Annotated in this window: 12 protein-coding genes; 8 read left to right on the top strand and 4 right to left on the bottom strand. The window is 44.9% G+C overall.

Features of this window, described 5'->3' with window-relative positions; all coding sequences use genetic code 11:
• The first annotated feature begins 86 nt into the window (after positions 1 to 86).
• Positions 87 to 1,814: a ubiquinone-dependent pyruvate dehydrogenase gene (gene poxB, locus CS562_RS04215; protein ID WP_076288691.1), complete on the top strand. Its 1,728-nt coding sequence runs from the start codon at positions 87 to 89 to the stop codon at positions 1,812 to 1,814.
• A 339-nt stretch (positions 1,815 to 2,153) separates the two neighbouring features.
• Positions 2,154 to 2,909 carry an SDR family NAD(P)-dependent oxidoreductase gene (locus CS562_RS04210; RefSeq protein WP_063563872.1) on the top strand — a complete coding sequence of 252 codons (756 nt, stop codon included), beginning with the start codon at positions 2,154 to 2,156 and terminating at the stop codon, positions 2,907 to 2,909.
• A 98-nt stretch (positions 2,910 to 3,007) separates the two neighbouring features.
• Here the strand turns inward: CS562_RS04210 and CS562_RS04205 are convergent, their stop codons facing one another.
• From CS562_RS04205 to CS562_RS04190, 4 genes are all read right to left on the bottom strand, one after another.
• Entirely contained in the window at positions 3,008 to 4,189 is a 1,182-nt protein-coding gene (locus CS562_RS04205) for an MFS transporter (protein ID WP_099853870.1), read from the bottom strand.
• Between the two features lie 246 nt (positions 4,190 to 4,435).
• Positions 4,436 to 4,720, bottom strand: a complete 285-nt coding sequence (locus CS562_RS04200) for an ArsR/SmtB family transcription factor (protein ID WP_076288694.1) — start codon at positions 4,718 to 4,720, stop codon at positions 4,436 to 4,438.
• A gap of 170 nt (positions 4,721 to 4,890) precedes the next feature.
• The gene (locus tag CS562_RS04195; protein WP_099853868.1) at positions 4,891 to 5,235 is read right to left on the bottom strand and encodes a ribosomal L7/L12 family protein; all 345 of its coding nucleotides are present in this window, start codon (positions 5,233 to 5,235) and stop codon (positions 4,891 to 4,893) included.
• 39 nt (positions 5,236 to 5,274) lie between these two features.
• A complete protein-coding gene (locus CS562_RS04190) occupies positions 5,275 to 6,465 on the bottom strand; it encodes a cytochrome P450 family protein (protein ID WP_090898352.1) in 1,191 nt (396 codons plus the stop codon).
• Positions 6,466 to 7,036: 571 nt separating this feature from the next.
• Here CS562_RS04190 and CS562_RS04185 point away from each other — a divergent pair.
• Genes CS562_RS04185 through CS562_RS04160 form a run of 6 tightly spaced genes read left to right on the top strand, consistent with a single transcriptional unit; the run spans position 7,037 to position 17,269 of the window.
• Entirely contained in the window at positions 7,037 to 8,137 is a 1,101-nt protein-coding gene (locus tag CS562_RS04185) for an ATP-binding protein (RefSeq protein ID WP_099853866.1), read from the top strand.
• Entirely contained in the window at positions 8,125 to 10,527 is a 2,403-nt protein-coding gene (locus CS562_RS04180) for a DUF5682 family protein (RefSeq protein ID WP_099853864.1), read from the top strand. Before CS562_RS04185 ends, CS562_RS04180 begins: the two co-directional genes overlap by 13 nt.
• Before the next feature lie 23 nt (positions 10,528 to 10,550).
• Complete coding sequence (locus CS562_RS04175; protein ID WP_257219410.1) at positions 10,551 to 11,702, top strand: VWA domain-containing protein; 1,152 nt, start codon at positions 10,551 to 10,553, stop codon at positions 11,700 to 11,702.
• Between the two features lie 51 nt (positions 11,703 to 11,753).
• Positions 11,754 to 15,269, top strand: a complete 3,516-nt coding sequence (locus tag CS562_RS04170) for a DUF4132 domain-containing protein (RefSeq protein ID WP_099853860.1) — start codon at positions 11,754 to 11,756, stop codon at positions 15,267 to 15,269.
• A 4-nt stretch (positions 15,270 to 15,273) separates the two neighbouring features.
• Positions 15,274 to 17,004 (top strand): hypothetical protein, encoded by a 1,731-nt coding sequence (locus tag CS562_RS04165; protein ID WP_099853858.1) that lies wholly within the window; start codon positions 15,274 to 15,276, stop codon positions 17,002 to 17,004.
• Positions 16,991 to 17,269 carry a hypothetical protein gene (locus CS562_RS04160; RefSeq protein ID WP_099853856.1) on the top strand — a complete coding sequence of 93 codons (279 nt, stop codon included), beginning with the start codon at positions 16,991 to 16,993 and terminating at the stop codon, positions 17,267 to 17,269. The genes CS562_RS04165 and CS562_RS04160 overlap by 14 nt, the downstream gene beginning before the upstream one ends.
• Positions 17,270 to 17,304 lie beyond the last annotated feature (35 nt).

Below are 17,304 nucleotides of genomic sequence, written 5' to 3'. Positions count from 1 at the left end.
TTTCAAAAGATTGGGGTAAAAGAATAGGTAGTTTAACGCGGTGGAAACATAACTCAAAATAAGCGAATAAAGGAGACCGACCTGTCATGAAAAAAACAATTGCAGACGTTCTGGTCGAAGCACTATTGAACGCAGGCGTCAAACGCATCTATGGTATCGTTGGAGACTCCTTGAATGCGGTACTCGATTCCATCCGTCGTTCGGGTAAAATTGAATGGATTCATGTCCGCCATGAGGAAGTTGCAGCTTTTGCGGCCGGGGCAGATGCCCAAGTGAGCGGAAGTATCGCCGTATGTGCGGGCAGCAGCGGACCGGGAAACATGCACTTGATTAACGGTCTGTATGACTGTCATCGGAACCGTGTACCGGTACTTGCCATCGCTGCTCATATTCCAAGTGATGAGATTGGGAGTGAGTATTTTCAGGCGACTCATCCAGAGTATTTGTTTCAGGAATGCAGTCATTATTGTGAAGTCATCACAACAGCCAAGCAGATGCCGCGTTCCTTTACGATGGCAATGCAGACCGCAGTAGCGCGTTCAGGCGTTTCCGTCATTATACTGCCGGGTGATGTAGCGGCTTTGGAAGCGGCGGACCTACCTGTTCCGGAGCATGTATATCATGCGACACAGCCTGTTGTACACCCTTCCGAACCTGAACTGCGGAAACTGGCGGAATTCTTGAATCAAGGAAAAAAAATTACGTTGCTGTGTGGTGCAGGCTGCGCCGGTGCGCGTGAACCTCTGATGCAGCTCTGTGATCGCTTAAAATCTCCTATGGTTATTGCTTTGCGAGGCAAGGAATACCTGGAATACGATAACCCGTATTCGGTGGGCCTCACAGGATTAATCGGATATTCCTCCGGTTATCATGCCATGATGGACTGTGATGTGCTCCTGATGTTGGGAACTGATTTTCCGTACCGTCAATTCTTCCCGGAAGATGCGGTTGTACTTCAAGTGGATATTCAGTCTTCACACCTTGGTCGCCGTACAAAGCTCGATTATGGATTGTGCGGAGACATAAAGGCCACCATTGAAACATTATTACCTTATCTCACGGAAGAACATAGCGACAAACATTTGCATAAAAGTGTGGAACGTTACGAGAAAGTTCGCAAAGAATTGGATGAGCTTGCCGTAGGTAAACCCGGAAAAACACCAATTCATCCACAGTATCTAACCAAGGTTATCAGCGATGCTGCAGCAGAAAATGCAATCTTCACCTGCGATGTAGGTACACCTACGGTATGGGCGGCTCGCTATATTGAAATGAGCCGTAATCGCCGATTGTTAGGTTCATTCAGTCATGGCACTATGGCGAATGCTCTTCCACAGGCAATTGGAGCGCAGGTGTCTGATCCGGGAAGACAAGTGATTTCTTTGTCCGGTGATGGCGGCATTGCCATGCTGATGGGTGATCTTCTGACGCTTAAACAGCATAATCTCCCGATTAAAGTTGTCGTGTTTAACAATGGTGCACTCAGTTTTGTTGAACTGGAGATGAAAGCTGCCGGATTGCTTGAATCCGGTACCGAGCTCGTAAATCCCAACTTTGCCATGGTAGCTCAAGCGATGGGCCTGGAGGGGATACGGGTTGAAGATCCGGCTGATCTGGAAGGGGCTGTAGAGCGTGCATTGCAGCATGATGGTCCTGTTCTGATTGATGTTGTGGTGAACCGTCAGGAGCTGTCCCTGCCTCCGAAGATTAATATAAAACAGGCCGAAGGCTTCACCTTATGGATGATGAAGGCGGTGCTGAATGGGCGTGGCGATGAGCTGATTGAGCTGGCCAAAACCAATTTGCTAAGATAAGTAAAAGGTTTTCCTTAGCATTATCGCACCATGTTCAACCGTTCGATCTGACAATGTAAATGCATGAAATTAAACTGTACATCTCACCAAAAAGAAGGGGAATGTTACACGTTTTTATTAAGGAGTTCTCCTTCTTGAGATGTGTGGAATGTGATGAATATTATAGTATGTGCTCATATTATATGGTTTGTTTTTAAATTGAAACTCCTTTAAAATAGGTAAAGTCAGACAGGATTCAAAGCTTTTTACCCTACATATGTTGCATTCCAACGCAATACCGCTTCATATCGAATTAATCGATCCGATGACAGATGACGAACACACATGGAGGAGATCAAAATGAGTCACAAAGGAAAAGTAGCAATTATCACTGGAGCAGGAAGTGGATTAGGCCAAGCGACTGCACTGAAGCTGGCAGAAAAGGGCGCGTCTATAGTGGTCGTTGATCTCGTGGCTGAAACGGGTCAGGAAACTGTAAAACAGATTGAGAAGCTGGGCGGTAAAGCCATTTTTGTACAAACAGATGTAAGTAAGGCGAACGAGGTAGAGAATTATGTTAACAAAACGATCGAGGAATTCGGTCGAATCGACATGTTCTTCAATAATGCCGGGATCGCTGGTCCTGGTATTAAACTAATTGAGCATACTATCGAGCAGTTTGACCAAATCATTGATATTAACCTGAGAAGTGTATTTTACGGATTGAAATATGTGATTACCGAAATGCTCAAAACTGGTGGTGGTTCCATCGTCAATACGGCATCCACAGCAGGTATTGTGGGTGTTCAAGCAGTTGCACCTTATGCAGCGACGAAGCATGGCGTAGTTGGACTAACACGTACAGCGGCCATTGAGTATGGCAAAGAAAACATTCGCGTGAATGCCATTGCCCCAGGTACGATTGAAACTCCTATGGTGGTTCAGTTCGGGAAGGATAATCCTGAAGTATTCAAAGCAACCCTTGACAGCATTCCATCCGGTCGTCTCGGTAAGCCTGAAGAGATTGCCAATCTGGTATCCTTCTTACTGGGAGACGAAGCTCCTTATATTAATGGCGCTGTTTATCCCATTGATGGTGCTGTAACTGCACAATAAGGCACCAATCAGACTGGAATAAGAAAGAGAGGCTACTGTAATATCACAGTGCCTCTCTTTTTGCGTGTTATCATTTTTATTCTTGAGCATAAGCTCCATCATGCAACATTGGATGATTCGGTCTGAGCTGTTGTGGTAATTGCCGGACGGTAGGCAAGAATGATGATGATCATTGCAATTAGTACCCCTACAGCTCCAATCCAGGTGATGGATGACAATGATACTGAGCTGACAGCGATTCCCCCAATACCGGCACCAGCAGCCATGGCCAGTTGCATTACGGAACTGTTCAGACTCAACATAATTCCAGACGATTCTGGAGCCATTGTAACCAGATTATATTGCTGTGTTGGGCCGGAAGACCAAGCGGAGAAGGACCATAGGATCAACACAATGAAGATGGCCATACCTGAATGAGCCGTGATGTATAGCACCAGCAGACTTATGACATGCAGGGCCATTCCCAGGATGAGTGTTCGCTTTACTCCCATACGATCGGCGCTGTATCCTCCAGATTTGGAACCAATCAGACTTGCGATCCCAAAAGCCAGCAAAGCGGAACTTAACAGCGTTTCGCTCATGCCTGCAACAGATACCAAGTAGGGTGAAATGTAGGTATACGCAATAGAATAGCCTCCTAACCAGAAAAAGCTGACAAGTAGCGCAAATCCAATACGAGGTTGTTTGAGGAGCGCTAATTGTTTTTTCAAAGGAACGGGTGCTTCGCCTTCAGATGGCGGGATCGTAGATGCAATAACAATCATGGCAATCACACCCAAAATCGCTATACCTGCAAAAATAAGTTTCCAATCCCAAGCTGCAGCTACCATTCTTCCCAGTGGAACTCCCACGATTAGAGATGCGGTAAACCCCGTAATGACTGTTGCGATAGAGCTGGCCTGTTTGCCTGCGGGCGCTATTTTGGCAGCGACTGTCAGGGCTGTTACAACGACGACTCCAGCTCCCAGCGCCATAAGGACACGTGCAGCGATAAAGAGTCCATATCCAGGTAACAGGTAGGCCAAGACGTTGCCGACGACAAAAAGTCCCAGAAAGTAGAGCAGCAGCTTTCGTCGATCCATGCGGGATGTTAAGGCGATAATGATGGGCGTACCGAGCGCATAAATGAGTGAAAAAATTGTGATCAGCTGTCCCGCAGCAATCAACGATATATTCATGGTGTCCGAGATCCGATCCAGAATGCCCGCAATGACATATTCGGAGGTCCCTACAAGAAAGCTGACCAAGGCCAGAACATAGATTTTCCATGTGTTAGACATGAGTATATAACCTCTTTCTGATTATAATTATTATATTTTTAGAAATATAGAAATAAAGACGAGAGAACAGGATTAAGATAAAACTAATCTACCAATGAGGCAAAGCGAGTACTTAATCTATCAAATGTACCGCATGCTATAGCAAAAGGGTATTTAAATGACAACCATTAGGCTCAGCGGACTAAGTAGCATTACCAATATAATGATTTTATATTTCTAGTATTATGGAAATATAAAACAAAAATTTTACTTCTCTAACAGATAAGGAGCGAATCTCTGTAAAGTATCTGTATTCAGACTGTAGTAAATATACGTACCTTTCTTTTGTGAGGTCAACAAACCACAATCGGAAAGTTGCTTCAGGTGATGAGATAAAGTGGAGAGCGCTACAGTTACAAGCCGATTCTCCAAATCAGCTGGACACAGGTTACTTTCACCTGAAAGGATCTGAATGATTTTATATCGCGTTTGTTCACCTAGCGCTTTATGAATTTTGACAGCCTGTTCAGTATCAATCGGATTGGATTGCATCAAAATCGGTCCTTTCGTCTTTATTTCTTATTTCTATAAATATTGAAATAACTTTATCATGTCTTTAGAAAAAAGTAAACTCCCCGCGAAGATCGTTGTTTCCAGTCGAACACGAATCAACTGAAAGCAAAAACCTTTGCAGGGAGTTGAAAAGTCTATCTACATACTAATTACAGGCGTTCAAGAGACTCAACGTAATCTTTGGCTTCTTTAAGAGACAGGTTTCTGGCTTCACGGGCCTTTTTGATTGCAATTATTTTCTTGCCCTGTTTTGCAAGCTCCTGCAATTCTTTATCAAGTTCAGTGAGATCAGACTGTGCCGGTGGAGTTAGAGACACATTCGCTGCAGAATCGTTATAACTGAGAGGGGAATGTGTGGTACGTCCTGAACCATTCTCCAGACGTTCAACATCCCTTTTCAATTCATTCAACTGGGTCTGCAAGCTGATGACGCGAACCAATAAGATAAGAATAAGAAACAAAAAAACAACTAGAACAATGGTGTTAATTTCCATGCAATCAGGTGCCTCGCTTTCCTTGCTTCAAATACATAACTATTTAAGCTGTACCGGGATCTCCTTAACACCTCGAACAATCATGCCGGGTCTCCATTCAAGTTCATTAACATCCGTCTGAAGCTGCATATCGGGAAAGCGGCGAAGCAGTGTATTAATCGCAATCTCGCCTTCAAGTCGCGCGAGAGGGGCTCCCAGACAGAGATGAATGCCTTTGCCAAAAGCCAAATGTGGGCTCTTCTCACGAGTGATGTCAAAAACATCCGCATCTTTAAATTTCTCTTCATCCCGATTGGCTGAATCCAGTGCTACAATGACTAGTTCACCTTCAGCGATGTGATGTCCATGAAATTCTATGTCCTCGGATGCCCAGCGAGATGTGCTGAATTCAACCGGACCGTTATAACGCAGCATTTCTTCAACAGCATTATGGATTAACTCAGGCTGCTTGATCAGCAGGTCGCGTTGTTCCGGATGCTCCAAAAGGGCAAGTACACCATTACCGATCAGATTGACAGTTGTTTCGTGCCCGGCGATGATCAGCAGAGCGACAACACCAAGCAGTTCCTTTTCAGTGAGTTGTTCTCCTGATTCTTCTGCTACAACGAGCTGACTGATCAGATCGTCACCCGGCTGCTCACGTACTTTGGCAAACCAATTATTCAGGTAATCAATGAACTCCTGGGCATGCTTCTCAAACACTTCGGAATGCTCCGCACTTGTCGCATCGATAATGGAATTGGACCATAAACGGAATTTGTCCTGATCTTCAAGAGGTACACCCAGGATCTCGCTGATGACAATGATCGGTAATGGAAATGCAAACTCATCAATCAGATTCATCTTATCCTGGGAATTGAGATTATCCAGGAGATCGTCAGCAATATCTTGAATATGGCTTCTCATGCCCTCAATCAATCTTGGAGTAAAAGCCTTCTGTACGAGTCCACGTAACCGGCGATGATCAGGTGGATCGGAAAAAAGCATGTTATGCACGAATATATTTTGTTGATCGGGTCCATAACGTTTGACTACGTCCTTACTGAAACGGTTGTCTTTCAACACTTCCACTGCATCCTCATATCGGCTAATAATCCAACCGAAATCACCATGAGGAAACAGGACTCTGTGAATTGGATCATTTTGTCTCAGCTTTTCGTATACGGGGTAAGGGTTCTGTGTAAATTCTTGAGTGAACAACTCAGACTGTGAAGTTTCATTAGTACTCAAATGGTTAATCTCCTCTCATCAAAAGCTCGTATTGTTACGCATCTTATCTAAGGGATCATATGTTAATTTCGGTGGCTTCATACGAAAAGCCTGCACCATCTATATATTCAATATTGGATGGATTGAAACCTTGTTTTTGACTGACAAATATGGTATGGAAAGCCTATTTAATTTTAGATAGAATAGCACATGGAATAAGGAATAAAATCAATAGAAATGAAGTAAAGACACAGACTACTGGGCTGTGTTTTTTTTGTGAGATTGGACTTATGCTGCTTGAACCATATTACGTGGTGTTTAATGAACTATAAGGACGTATGGCCTATAAATTGAAGTTGTCTACAACAACAACGAGGATTCAAATTCGTTTTGAATGCAACCTCCATGATGCAATGATATAAGTAATTCACAATTATGCTACGAACTATGTCCATTGGCTCAGGAAGAATGCCGATAAGAAGGACGTTTCAACCATTTTTGGCGTTTTCTAAGTCCGTTCAAAGGCTGCTGTGATAAGATAAAACTTAATAAGAACATACGATCTGTTTATGCGAGAGGAGAAACCTTGACGATGGAGATGCTTAAGCCACCCGCCGAGACACTATATGAAACAGAATTAAGGGCGTTACGAGAAGAAGATACGGGAAAACGTCCTCCAAACTGGCTACTGTCCCCGGCCTATGTCAGAGATTTTATTATTGGCAGGGATAAACCTGCAATGTTGAATGGAGAGGAGGTTTCCATTACACGGAAATTTTATAGCAACGATGTTCTCATTGAACGTGCTGTAGTGACACTGGCAGGCAATCGGGGCTTGATGCTTGTTGGAGAACCCGGAACAGCCAAGACCATGCTCAGTGAACTGCTGACCGCCGCCATTTCTGGTACCAGTCTCAACACAATTCAGGGTACGGCAGGTACAACCGAAGACATGATCAAATATTCCTGGAATTATGCCATGCTGCTGGATAAAGGCCCGTCCGAAGCTGCACTTGTACCCTCGCCTTTGTATAACGGAATGAAGAAAGGAATTCTTACCCGTTTTGAGGAGATTACACGTTGCCCCGCTGAAGCACAGGATAGCCTGATCAGTATTCTTAGTGACAAGGTGATGAGTATACCTGAGCTGGATGGTGGTGTGCTGTTTGCCAAACCGGGGTTTAACGTGATCGCTACGGCGAACATTCGTGATAAGGGCGTCAATGAAATGAGTGGTGCGCTGAAGCGCCGTTTCAATTTTGAGACGATCAAACCGATTAGCAGTGTGAAAATGGAAGCCAAAATTATTGAATCCCAGGCGCGAAGCCTATTATTACATAGCGGAATAGACACCGAGATTAATTCGGATGTGGTTGAATTGCTGGCCACGACATTTATGGAGCTTCGCACAGGTATGACGCGGGAAGGTTACAAGTTGGATACGCCCCAAGCGTCCATGAGTACGGCTGAAGCCGTATCTGTATATGTACAGAGTGCAATGACTTCCTATTATTACGAAGACAAGGGAATCACATTGGATCGGCTGGTGCAAAACATGCTAGGGACGATAGCGAAAGAAAGCGACAAGGATCTGTCCATTCTCAAAACTTACTTCTCCAAGGTCGTGAAGGAGCGTTCGAGAGAAGAAGGAATTTGGAAGGATTACTATGAGGAAAAGAAATGGATCGGTTAACAGGAAATACGGATTTGGATGTTGCACAGTTACAGACGCTATTTGAGTCGCAAGTGTATAACCTGAACAACGGAACGGTTTATTTTCCTATACGCCATCATAGTCCAGCCTGTTCCTATCATTTGTTGCGATTAATTGAAGAATACAAGCCGAATATCATTCTAATCGAAGGACCTGAGAGCGGCAATCCATTACTTCAAGTTCTGTCTGATGAGGCGACCGTACCTCCTGTCAGTCTTTACTACACCTATGAGAGTGAAAAGGAGAGAGCGGCCTGTTATTATCCGTTGCTTCGTTATTCTCCTGAATATGTAGCGCTGAAAGAAGCAGCTCGGCTGAGCATCCCTGCAACTTTTATCGACCTGGATTATCATCATTTCTCCAAGCCCAACAAGGCAGAACAGCGGGAGATATCCATTCAAGACGAGACATTGCTTGCAGGGTCTGAGTTTATCCACCGTTTATGTCAGAAAACAAACTGTCGAAGTTTCGATGAGTTGTGGGAGAACGTATTTGAAATTGGTGGTCTGGAGAAGTCAACACAGGCATTTGTACAGGATGTATTCACGTACTGCACCTTATCCCGGATGTGTTATTCAGCAGAGCGCTTGCACAGTACAGGTGATTTGGCAAGAGAAGCTCATATGAGAAGTCGTATTAAGCAGGCTGGGCAGGAGCATGAACGTGTGCTTGTCATTACTGGCGGATTTCATACGTATGGACTGCTGATGCCCGAGAATCATGAGACGGACTCAGAAGAGATGACGATGCAAGAGCTTGTGAAGGCTCAGAATTCGGTGCATCAGCAGATGTATCCCATGGTCTACACGTTTGCCGAAGCGGATCGGCTGAATGGGTATGCAAGCGGCATGCCTTACGTGAATTATTACGAACAGATATGGACTCAGCTGCTTCAGCAAAAGAACTCCGTGTACAATTTGACCGCTTTGGACTTGTTATCACGACTAACCCGCAAGCTGAGGGAAGGGCATGAACATGTATCAACCAGCGACGCTATTGAGGCATACAGCATGGTTCAAGGACTCGCAGGACTGAGAGGAAAAAGGGAAGGTGGAGTCTATGAGCTGATGGATGCAACACTTTCTTCCTTTGTTAAGGGTGAACTTACGTTAGCTTCAGACAAACCAATACAAGAACTGCACAGATTGCTAACCGGGGTTGTCATCGGAAAAGTGGCTCCCAACCCATTCAGTATTCCGATCGTTGAGGATTTCAAAGAACGTTGTACAGAATCAAAACTTCAAATTCGTACTACAGGCCAACATAAGAAGATACTTGATTTATATGCCAAACCAGATCATCGTCGGCAAAGTCAATTGTTTCAATGTATGGTCTATCTCGTTCCGGATTTCGCGAAGCGACAATCAGGCCCGGATTGGATTGCACAGCGTGACATGAACCTTGTTCGGGAGACGTGGGTATATTCCTATTCCTCCAGAATTGAGGCTCGATTAATCGAGAACTCGCTCTATGGAGGCACAATTCAGGAATCCGCTACGCGCAAGATGGAAGAGGAAATGCAGGGAATACCGGATCATCACAGCGGTGACCTCGCCAAAGCCATGCTGCAGGCTCTGCTCATGGGCCTGCAGGATAGCGCAATGAAGCTGTATGAACAAGTAAAGTCAGCGCTCCGGAAGGATGGGAATTTCTTGTCACTGTGCGGAAGTCTGCATATTTTGAATCGAATTCAGCAGCATCGCAGACTTCTTGGGTTGTCTGAGGAACAGCAGCTCCTCAACCTCGTGTCCGAAGCCTATAACAATGCCGTGGACAAACTGATGCAGCTCTCAAGAACGAATCCGGATGAACATGAAGCGATTGTCCAGGGACTGAAGCTGCTTGCCATGCTGGCAGAATCGTTCGAAGAGCATTTCCGGGATGAACCATTCAGGGCACATCTGGATGAACTTCTGTCAGACAGCCAGCTTCCGGCACAGCTGGAGGGGGTGTGTATTGCCATATCTTCAGGACTTGGCGATAGGCATAGAGAAGAGATCGTGGATCGAGCACGTGCATATATCCGGGGATCGCAGGAACAGACTCGCCAGACTGCACTTTATCTACAGGGTGTGTTCTCTGTAGCACGGGACGCTTTTCTGTATGAAGATCAGCTTTTATCAGAATTGAACTATATGATCGAGAAGCTTGATTATGAAGAGTTTATTCGTATGATCCCTGAACTTCGTTTGGCGTTTACTTACTTCACACCAATGGAGACAGGCCTGATTGCGGATCGGGTTGCGAACTTGCATCAGGTAGAGAACGAAGAGATGTCATGGCCTTCCGTTGACGAGCGATTGCTGATCCAGACGAAAACATGGGATGAAGCCCTTCGGAAGGAGTTTGACGCATGGAAGCTGATCTGAATGAACTCAATACTACCAAGGAAATGGTGAAAGACCATGCAGAGCTGAACCGGGCAGAAACCTTAAACCGTTGGCGCCTTATCCTGGGTGAATCCTCCGAAGAAGGACTGTCCAATGCAGATGACTACTCCCCTGATGATTTTAAATATACCGAAGTCGATGAGATTCTCGGATATCTGTATAATCGCGAATACGGTGAAGAGCAGGGTTACAGAAAAGGGGGAGGAAGGGGCTCCTCGGATCTTACCGTCCCCAAATGGTTGCATAAGGTCAGGGAACTGTTCCCGAAATCAACGGTAGAAATTTTGGAGAAACAGGCGCTTGACCGTTATGGCCTAACGGAATTGTTAACGGACAAAAAGCTGCTGGAATCCCTCGAACCCAATATGAACCTACTCAAGAACATTATGCAATTTAAAGGACGAATGAAAGGCGACGTATTAAAGAGCGCCAAGGAAATCGTACGAGTCGTAGTTGAAGAGCTGCGACGCAAACTCGAATCTCAGACCAAAGCGAGCATTATAGGGAAACGCAGCCGTTATGCATCCAGTTCAGTGCGTTCCTTGCGCAATTTGAATTTCAAGCAGACGATTACCAAGAACTTGAAGAACTATGACAAAAACAATCGAAGATTTGTAATTGATCGTCTATATTTTGACGGGAATATCCAGTCTCACAACAAGTGGGACATCATCATTGGTGTGGATGAGAGCGGAAGCATGTTGGATTCAGTGATATACAGTTCGGTGATGGCAAGCATTTTCTATCGCCTGAATGCACTGCGAACAAAATTGTTCATTTTTGACACACAGGTTGTCGATTTGAGTGACAGGCTGGAAGATCCGGTAGATGTGCTTATGAATGTACAGCTTGGCGGGGGAACGCATATTACCAAAGCACTCCGTTATGGTGAGACGTTAATCGAAAATCCTGGGAAAACAATATACATTCTCGTTAGCGATTTGGAGGAGGGTTACCCGATCCAGCACATGTATAAGGCATGTAAGGATATTCTGGATACGGGCTGCAAATTGCTTGTGCTGACCGCACTCGATTTTAACGGAGATACCGTGTACAACAAACATGCTGCGCAGACGTTATCCAATATGGGTGCACATGTTGCTGCAATTACACCCAATGAGTTGGCAGATTGGATTGGCGAAATTATTACTTAATTGGTTATATACAAGATCATTTATAAACTCATATTCGAGGAGGAATGTGTAATGTTAACTGCAGATCGCGCAGTAGAAGCTCTGGTGGAGAAGTTTGCAGAGGTGTGTTCCAATGAATATTCGTTGAAAACGGATCGGAGTCCGGAAATCATAGATTATGTGATGGGAACGACGGATAAGTTTCCTGATATGATGGGAGGTTCCAGCCATTATGCGTACCAGACGATAGAAGTACTCATGAAAATTGCCAAAAAAGATGACGGAGACATCTTTTTTCGAGCGGGAGCCATTGTAATTCATATGGAATCCAATTATTCCAGAAGAAATTCGTGGAGAACTGATGGTTTTACGCTCTGCCTTGGAAACGACTCGGAAGCTTATGGACTGAGTGGAAAGAGCAAAACCAATGATCGGATGGGCGAATTGCTGTCCCGTTTGGAGAAAATCAATCGCTATGCTGGAGAGAAGGAAATTCTGGATGAATTAAAGAGCAGACTGAAGGGGAATTTCCATGATGTAATCAATGGAATGATACTCCTTCGACTCTATTCAGATCTCAATAATAGCCCTTCCCATCTTGCCCAGGTGCAACAGTTCACTCAATCTCTGCCTGCATTGTTTCAACATGTGATGACCCATGATACAAGTAAGCTGCGGAAAGAATTGCATGCATTGATTGAGCCATTGGTGGTTTGCAATTTTCAAACGAAACATAACAAATCTGCATATGAATTAAATGATGAATTCCTCCGGGAGAAGCATAATCAGGTTATAGCTGAGAACTATTCGTCCACTTCTCTTTCCAAAAAGGAGCAACTGTCTTACAGTGAGTTCGACAAGACGATGATCCTTTTGAGCAATGCTTTGTTGTATTTGGTTAACATCAGTGGCGGCAAACAACGTTTCCTTGAAGACAAAAGTGAGACCGGTCTTATTTTGCTCGAAGCCATAAACCAATTACATGAGATCTATCCACTTGAAGTTCGGCGCTATTTGTTAAGTATGGATACAAGAACGAAAAATGCCAACGAATTGCTGTCAGGGCTGGTGCCCCTGGACGAGCCATATCAGCTCATCGAAATGTTGCGTAATGAACTCGAATCGTACACCATACCATGGCAATTTCTGCAATCAACGATTGTGAATGATCCGCAACAAGCAATTCGTGCATACCACATATTAAAACCCCCATTCCTCAAATTGTGTATTCAAAAAGTGCTGGAGGATCATGGAATCGCAGTGCCAGATGTGGATGAAACGGTTGAACAAGCCGTATTCAGCGCTCTTCGACATCCATTAGATGGAGGCAGACAGGGACTTGCGATTGCACGATATTTGAACGGTGAAAGCTCCTTTGAAGAATACTGGGAAGATCCGAATAGTCGAGGACTGTTTAATAACCTGAATCGTGACAAAAGGCGTGTTCATAACTTGATCAGCATTAGTTTCCTGCCTTTGAATTCGGAGGCGATGCGTCGGTTCGTGATTCTAACCACGTATCCCGAGTGGACACTGGATATCGTTTCTGATATGTATCAATCTTACGCGTTTAGCGGTGAGAAGCTGTTGGAACTTTACGGCCAAGATCCAGAGGTAAAACAAGAGAAATTGCTGTCCAGTCTGATTTCTCTCAACGGTATGACCGATTATAAGTACAAATCGATGCCTCAGGATGAATATCGACGGATCATTCAGCAAAATCTGGACTTTGCTCTGGGACAGTACAAGAAACTACCCACGGACACGCGCATCTTAATTTTGGAAATCACCTTTGAACAACGTCAAGAGCTGTCGACTAAACAGGTAGCTGAAGCAATTCGTGCCGGATTGCAGGATTCATCCAAAAAGGCAAATGGCGTGGCATTATCTGAATTCAATCGGATTCCTGACCAGGACTTATACACGACAATATATCGTTCGGAGAAAAAAACGGGTGTGAAAGAAATGGCTCTGAGCGCCATCCGCAGTTTGGATCATAGCAAGGAGATATACCTTGAGCTTCTGAAGGGTGAGAAGTCTGCCGAATGGAAGAACCTGATTCAAATTCTGCTGGATACCGCGGATCAAAGTCCAGAGTATGCTCATGCGGCACTTGCAGATCAGGCAGATGCCAAAAAGCTGACCAGACTAAGTTGGTTTTCCTTGAACGATCTTCCTTCTCTGATACGTTCAGAGGACAATCAACCATTAGATGATCGAATCAAGCAATATATCTTGGTCCAATCAATAGATCATACATCTGCGCCGAACGAAAGACTGAATGAACTCCGTGAGTATGTAAGCGAGGAATCGCTCGCACGGTTTGCTAGCGAGCTGCTGCAGTTGTGGATTCAGGAGAGTGCTTCTGCGAAGGAGAAGTGGGTAATGTACCTCTCGGCACTCTTTGGCGATACTCAGATTGTGAATATATTGGCTCCCCAAATTAAGGAATGGACAGAAAACAGCCGAGGCGCCATTGCGGCTGATGCTGTAAAAGTACTGGCCTATCTTAAGGAACCTTCTGCTCTTATGGCGATTGACAAGATTAAACGCACTGTGAAGAACCGCCAGGTTAAGGGTGCGGCTGAAGAAGCGTTGCAGCTGGCAGCGGAAAATTTGGGACTCACCTCGGAACAACTGGAAGATCGACTCGTCACCACACTTGGTTTTGATAAGAATGGAACGATGCAGCTGAGCTACGGGGAGCGTTCATTCCTGATTAAAGTGAATGGAGATCTGCAGGTCGTTGTTGTAAATGAAGAAACGGGTAAATCTGTGAAGAGTCTACCTGCTCCTGCACAGAAAGATGATGCTGAACTTGCAGCACAATCTAAGGCGCGTTTCACACAATTGAAGAAGGATCTCAAAACAATGGTTAACATCCAGGCGCAACGTCTGGAAGAATCTTTGTCAAAACAACGGCTGTGGTCTGCTGATGAGTGGACAGCATTGTTTGTACAGAATGTAATCATGCAGAAATTTGCTGTAGGTCTGATATGGGGCACATATGAAGATGGTCAGTTGGTCACCACGTTCCGTTATATGGAGGATGGAACGTATAATACCTTCGATGAGGATGAATACGAGCTGCCTTCGGGATCTCTAGTGGGATTGATTCATCCACTCGAACTTGACCAATCTACGCTCGAAGGATGGAAAACGCAGCTGGAAGATTATGAGATCAAGCAGCCGTTTGAACAGCTGAATCGTCAAGTTCATATGCCTGAGGATGAAGACAAAAACAAGGTTGAATATGACCGCTTGCCCGAGTCTGATTTCTCTCCCACCGCATTCCCCAAAGCACTGGAGAAATACGGATGGATCAAAGGTCCAGCACAGGATGGCGGCTGGTATCATGAATTTTACAAAGAGTATGGAGATCTTATCGCAGAACTGCGCTTCAGTGGTACCAGCATTTCATATTATGAAGGATTGGAAGATATCACGCTTGAATCTCTGCACTTCTTTAAACCTGGCAGTCAGAAACACTACTATTATAGCGATCACAAGTCCATTGCTTTGGGTGAAATTGCAGGTCGTGTGTTCAGTGAGACGATCTATGATATTTTAAGAGCGTCAGGACGTTGATCACGTGAGCGGATTTGAACTGAAATTTCGGATGTTTTCGAAGCTGTGTACGGAGGATTATTTGATTCGAAATGCCAACAAAGGGTTGTACAAACGGTCTCTGAAAGAGTTGGATAATGGCTTGACTGTGCAATACATTTGGAATGAAGCCTCTGTGAGTTGTCAGTTGAGTGATGGTACACATTGTTCGCTTGAAAATACGCTAGATCATTGGGAGTGTTCCTGTCCGGCAGACAATATTTGCAAACATATACTGATTTCGATTTTGTATTATCAGCGGGAACATCAGACAGAGGATACATTGAATCAGGGTGAAGCAGCGTCATCAGCACAGTTGGAACCTGAGTCTGGTCTGGTAACGGAGTCCCGCTTCCGCTGGATGGTTGAATCCGATCTTGCTCCTTTGATTAAATCATATAGTTCTTCCTTGATTGAGGAGGTTCTGTTCCGATTAAGATATCCCGAGCAGATTGAAGTATTGGAAGATTCTCTTCTAACGGTGCGTCTGGTGAAACAAGAAATTGAGGTTTCGTTTACAGAGGAAGCTAGTCTGGCTAAGGCCCTGTGCAAAGTAAAACAAACTGCCGGTAATATGGCCAAACTTGAAGCATTATTGCGGTATCGGATGCAACAAGGTTTGAATGATACGGAAGCCATAAGTGGAAGAGTCCATGATACCACGTTTTCACTTCAAACGGTGCGGGAATGCCGTTACATGCTGGCAGATCTGCTAAAGACGGGACTTGCTCGTCTACCGCAATCGTATATGGCTCAATTGGAAACACTGGCGATTGCGGCCCATAGTGGTCATCTTCCTGACGTTGAGCGGAGTTTACGCGGGATTCAGGGGGAACTGCAATTGTTTTTTAACCGACACGTACGGTTCTCCATGCAATCGATGCTTGATCGGGTAAGCAAGTTGTATCTTGCATTACAGGTGCTTGAACAAGAGAAGGTATCTGCATTCAAACAGAGTCAGCTCATTGGCAGTTTCCGAAGTAAATACTATACGGTTCCAGAGCTGCATCTGTATGGACTGGGTGCTGATGCATGGGAGACACGCTCCGGTTACCGTGGAATCACTTATTATTTCTATTGCTCTGATGATGCGGAAATCTATACGTACAGCGATGTGCGGGCTGTATACTATGAAGATAATCAATTCTCATATACAGAGCATTATGGTTCCTTCACTCCATGGCTGCCCAATCTGACTTTTCGTCAATTTGCCGGGGAAGAGATTCAGTTTCGCTCGGTGAAAGTAAATGAAGAGCATAGACTCTCCTCCGGGGAAGGCGCAAAGCTTACACTGTTGCCACGAACATCAGTGGAAGAGGTGAATCTGGGCAAGTACATGCAAGATATACCCTCCGTACTCGCTGAAGATGCACGCTCATTTGGGTTGTTTTCCGTTCCGAAAGAACGACTGGCGATGATCAAGGTTGCCCGGGTTGTAGAGCATCGCTTCGAGAAGCAATCACAGGACCTTATTCTAACGATGGAGAGTGACCATGGGGAGACGTTGGATCTGACTCTTCCTTATTCAACGGAATGGGAGACCATAATCAAAAGGTTGGAGTCAGGTTATGGGACAGGAACACTCGAACACTTTTATGCTTTTGTGCGTATAGAACAGCAACGGATATACCCGATCAGCTTCCTGAAGGGTCCAACAGTGATCAGTCTGAAACTGGATACGGGTTATGGAAGGACGGGGAGAATTGGAAGACTATAGTCAGTTGATGCAGAAGATTAACAGCTGGTCAGAAGAGCTGTTTCTTCGCGGATTATCCCAATTCACATTGAAAGATATTGATGTATTGGAACAGCTAATTGTGGAGACCTCGAGGTTCCAAATGGCTTTCCTTCGTGAAATACTGGAACTCTTGATCGAAGAGGGCCGAAAAACTGCTCTGGGGAGCGGTGATGAGGAGCTAATGTTGCTTCACTATTGCCGCCTCACACAGTATGTACAGCTCAGCACTCAAGAATCATCCTGAACCGATTGGCACATAAAGAATTGCAGAAGCATGAG

The organism is Paenibacillus sp. LK1, assembly GCF_002750415.1.
GTDB classification, from domain to species: domain Bacteria; phylum Bacillota; class Bacilli; order Paenibacillales; family Paenibacillaceae; genus Paenibacillus; species Paenibacillus taichungensis.
This window is presented reverse-complemented; position numbering and strand designations above follow the sequence as displayed.

Bases quoted from the DNA above. Each gene is read 5' to 3' on its own strand.
- poxB (WP_076288691.1), top strand. From the start codon at position 87: ATGAAAAAAACAATTGCAGACGTTCTGGTCGAAGCACTATTGAACGCA.
- CS562_RS04200 (WP_076288694.1), bottom strand. From the start codon at position 4,720: ATGCAATCCAATCCGATTGATACTGAACAGGCTGTCAAAATTCATAAA.
- CS562_RS04210 (WP_063563872.1), top strand. From the start codon at position 2,154: ATGAGTCACAAAGGAAAAGTAGCAATTATCACTGGAGCAGGAAGTGGA.
- CS562_RS04205 (WP_099853870.1), bottom strand. From the start codon at position 4,189: ATGTCTAACACATGGAAAATCTATGTTCTGGCCTTGGTCAGCTTTCTT.
- CS562_RS04180 (WP_099853864.1), top strand. From the start codon at position 8,125: ATGGATCGGTTAACAGGAAATACGGATTTGGATGTTGCACAGTTACAG.
- CS562_RS04175 (WP_257219410.1), top strand. From the start codon at position 10,551: ATGGTGAAAGACCATGCAGAGCTGAACCGGGCAGAAACCTTAAACCGT.
- CS562_RS04170 (WP_099853860.1), top strand. From the start codon at position 11,754: ATGTTAACTGCAGATCGCGCAGTAGAAGCTCTGGTGGAGAAGTTTGCA.
- CS562_RS04195 (WP_099853868.1), bottom strand. From the start codon at position 5,235: ATGGAAATTAACACCATTGTTCTAGTTGTTTTTTTGTTTCTTATTCTT.
- CS562_RS04185 (WP_099853866.1), top strand. From the start codon at position 7,037: ATGGAGATGCTTAAGCCACCCGCCGAGACACTATATGAAACAGAATTA.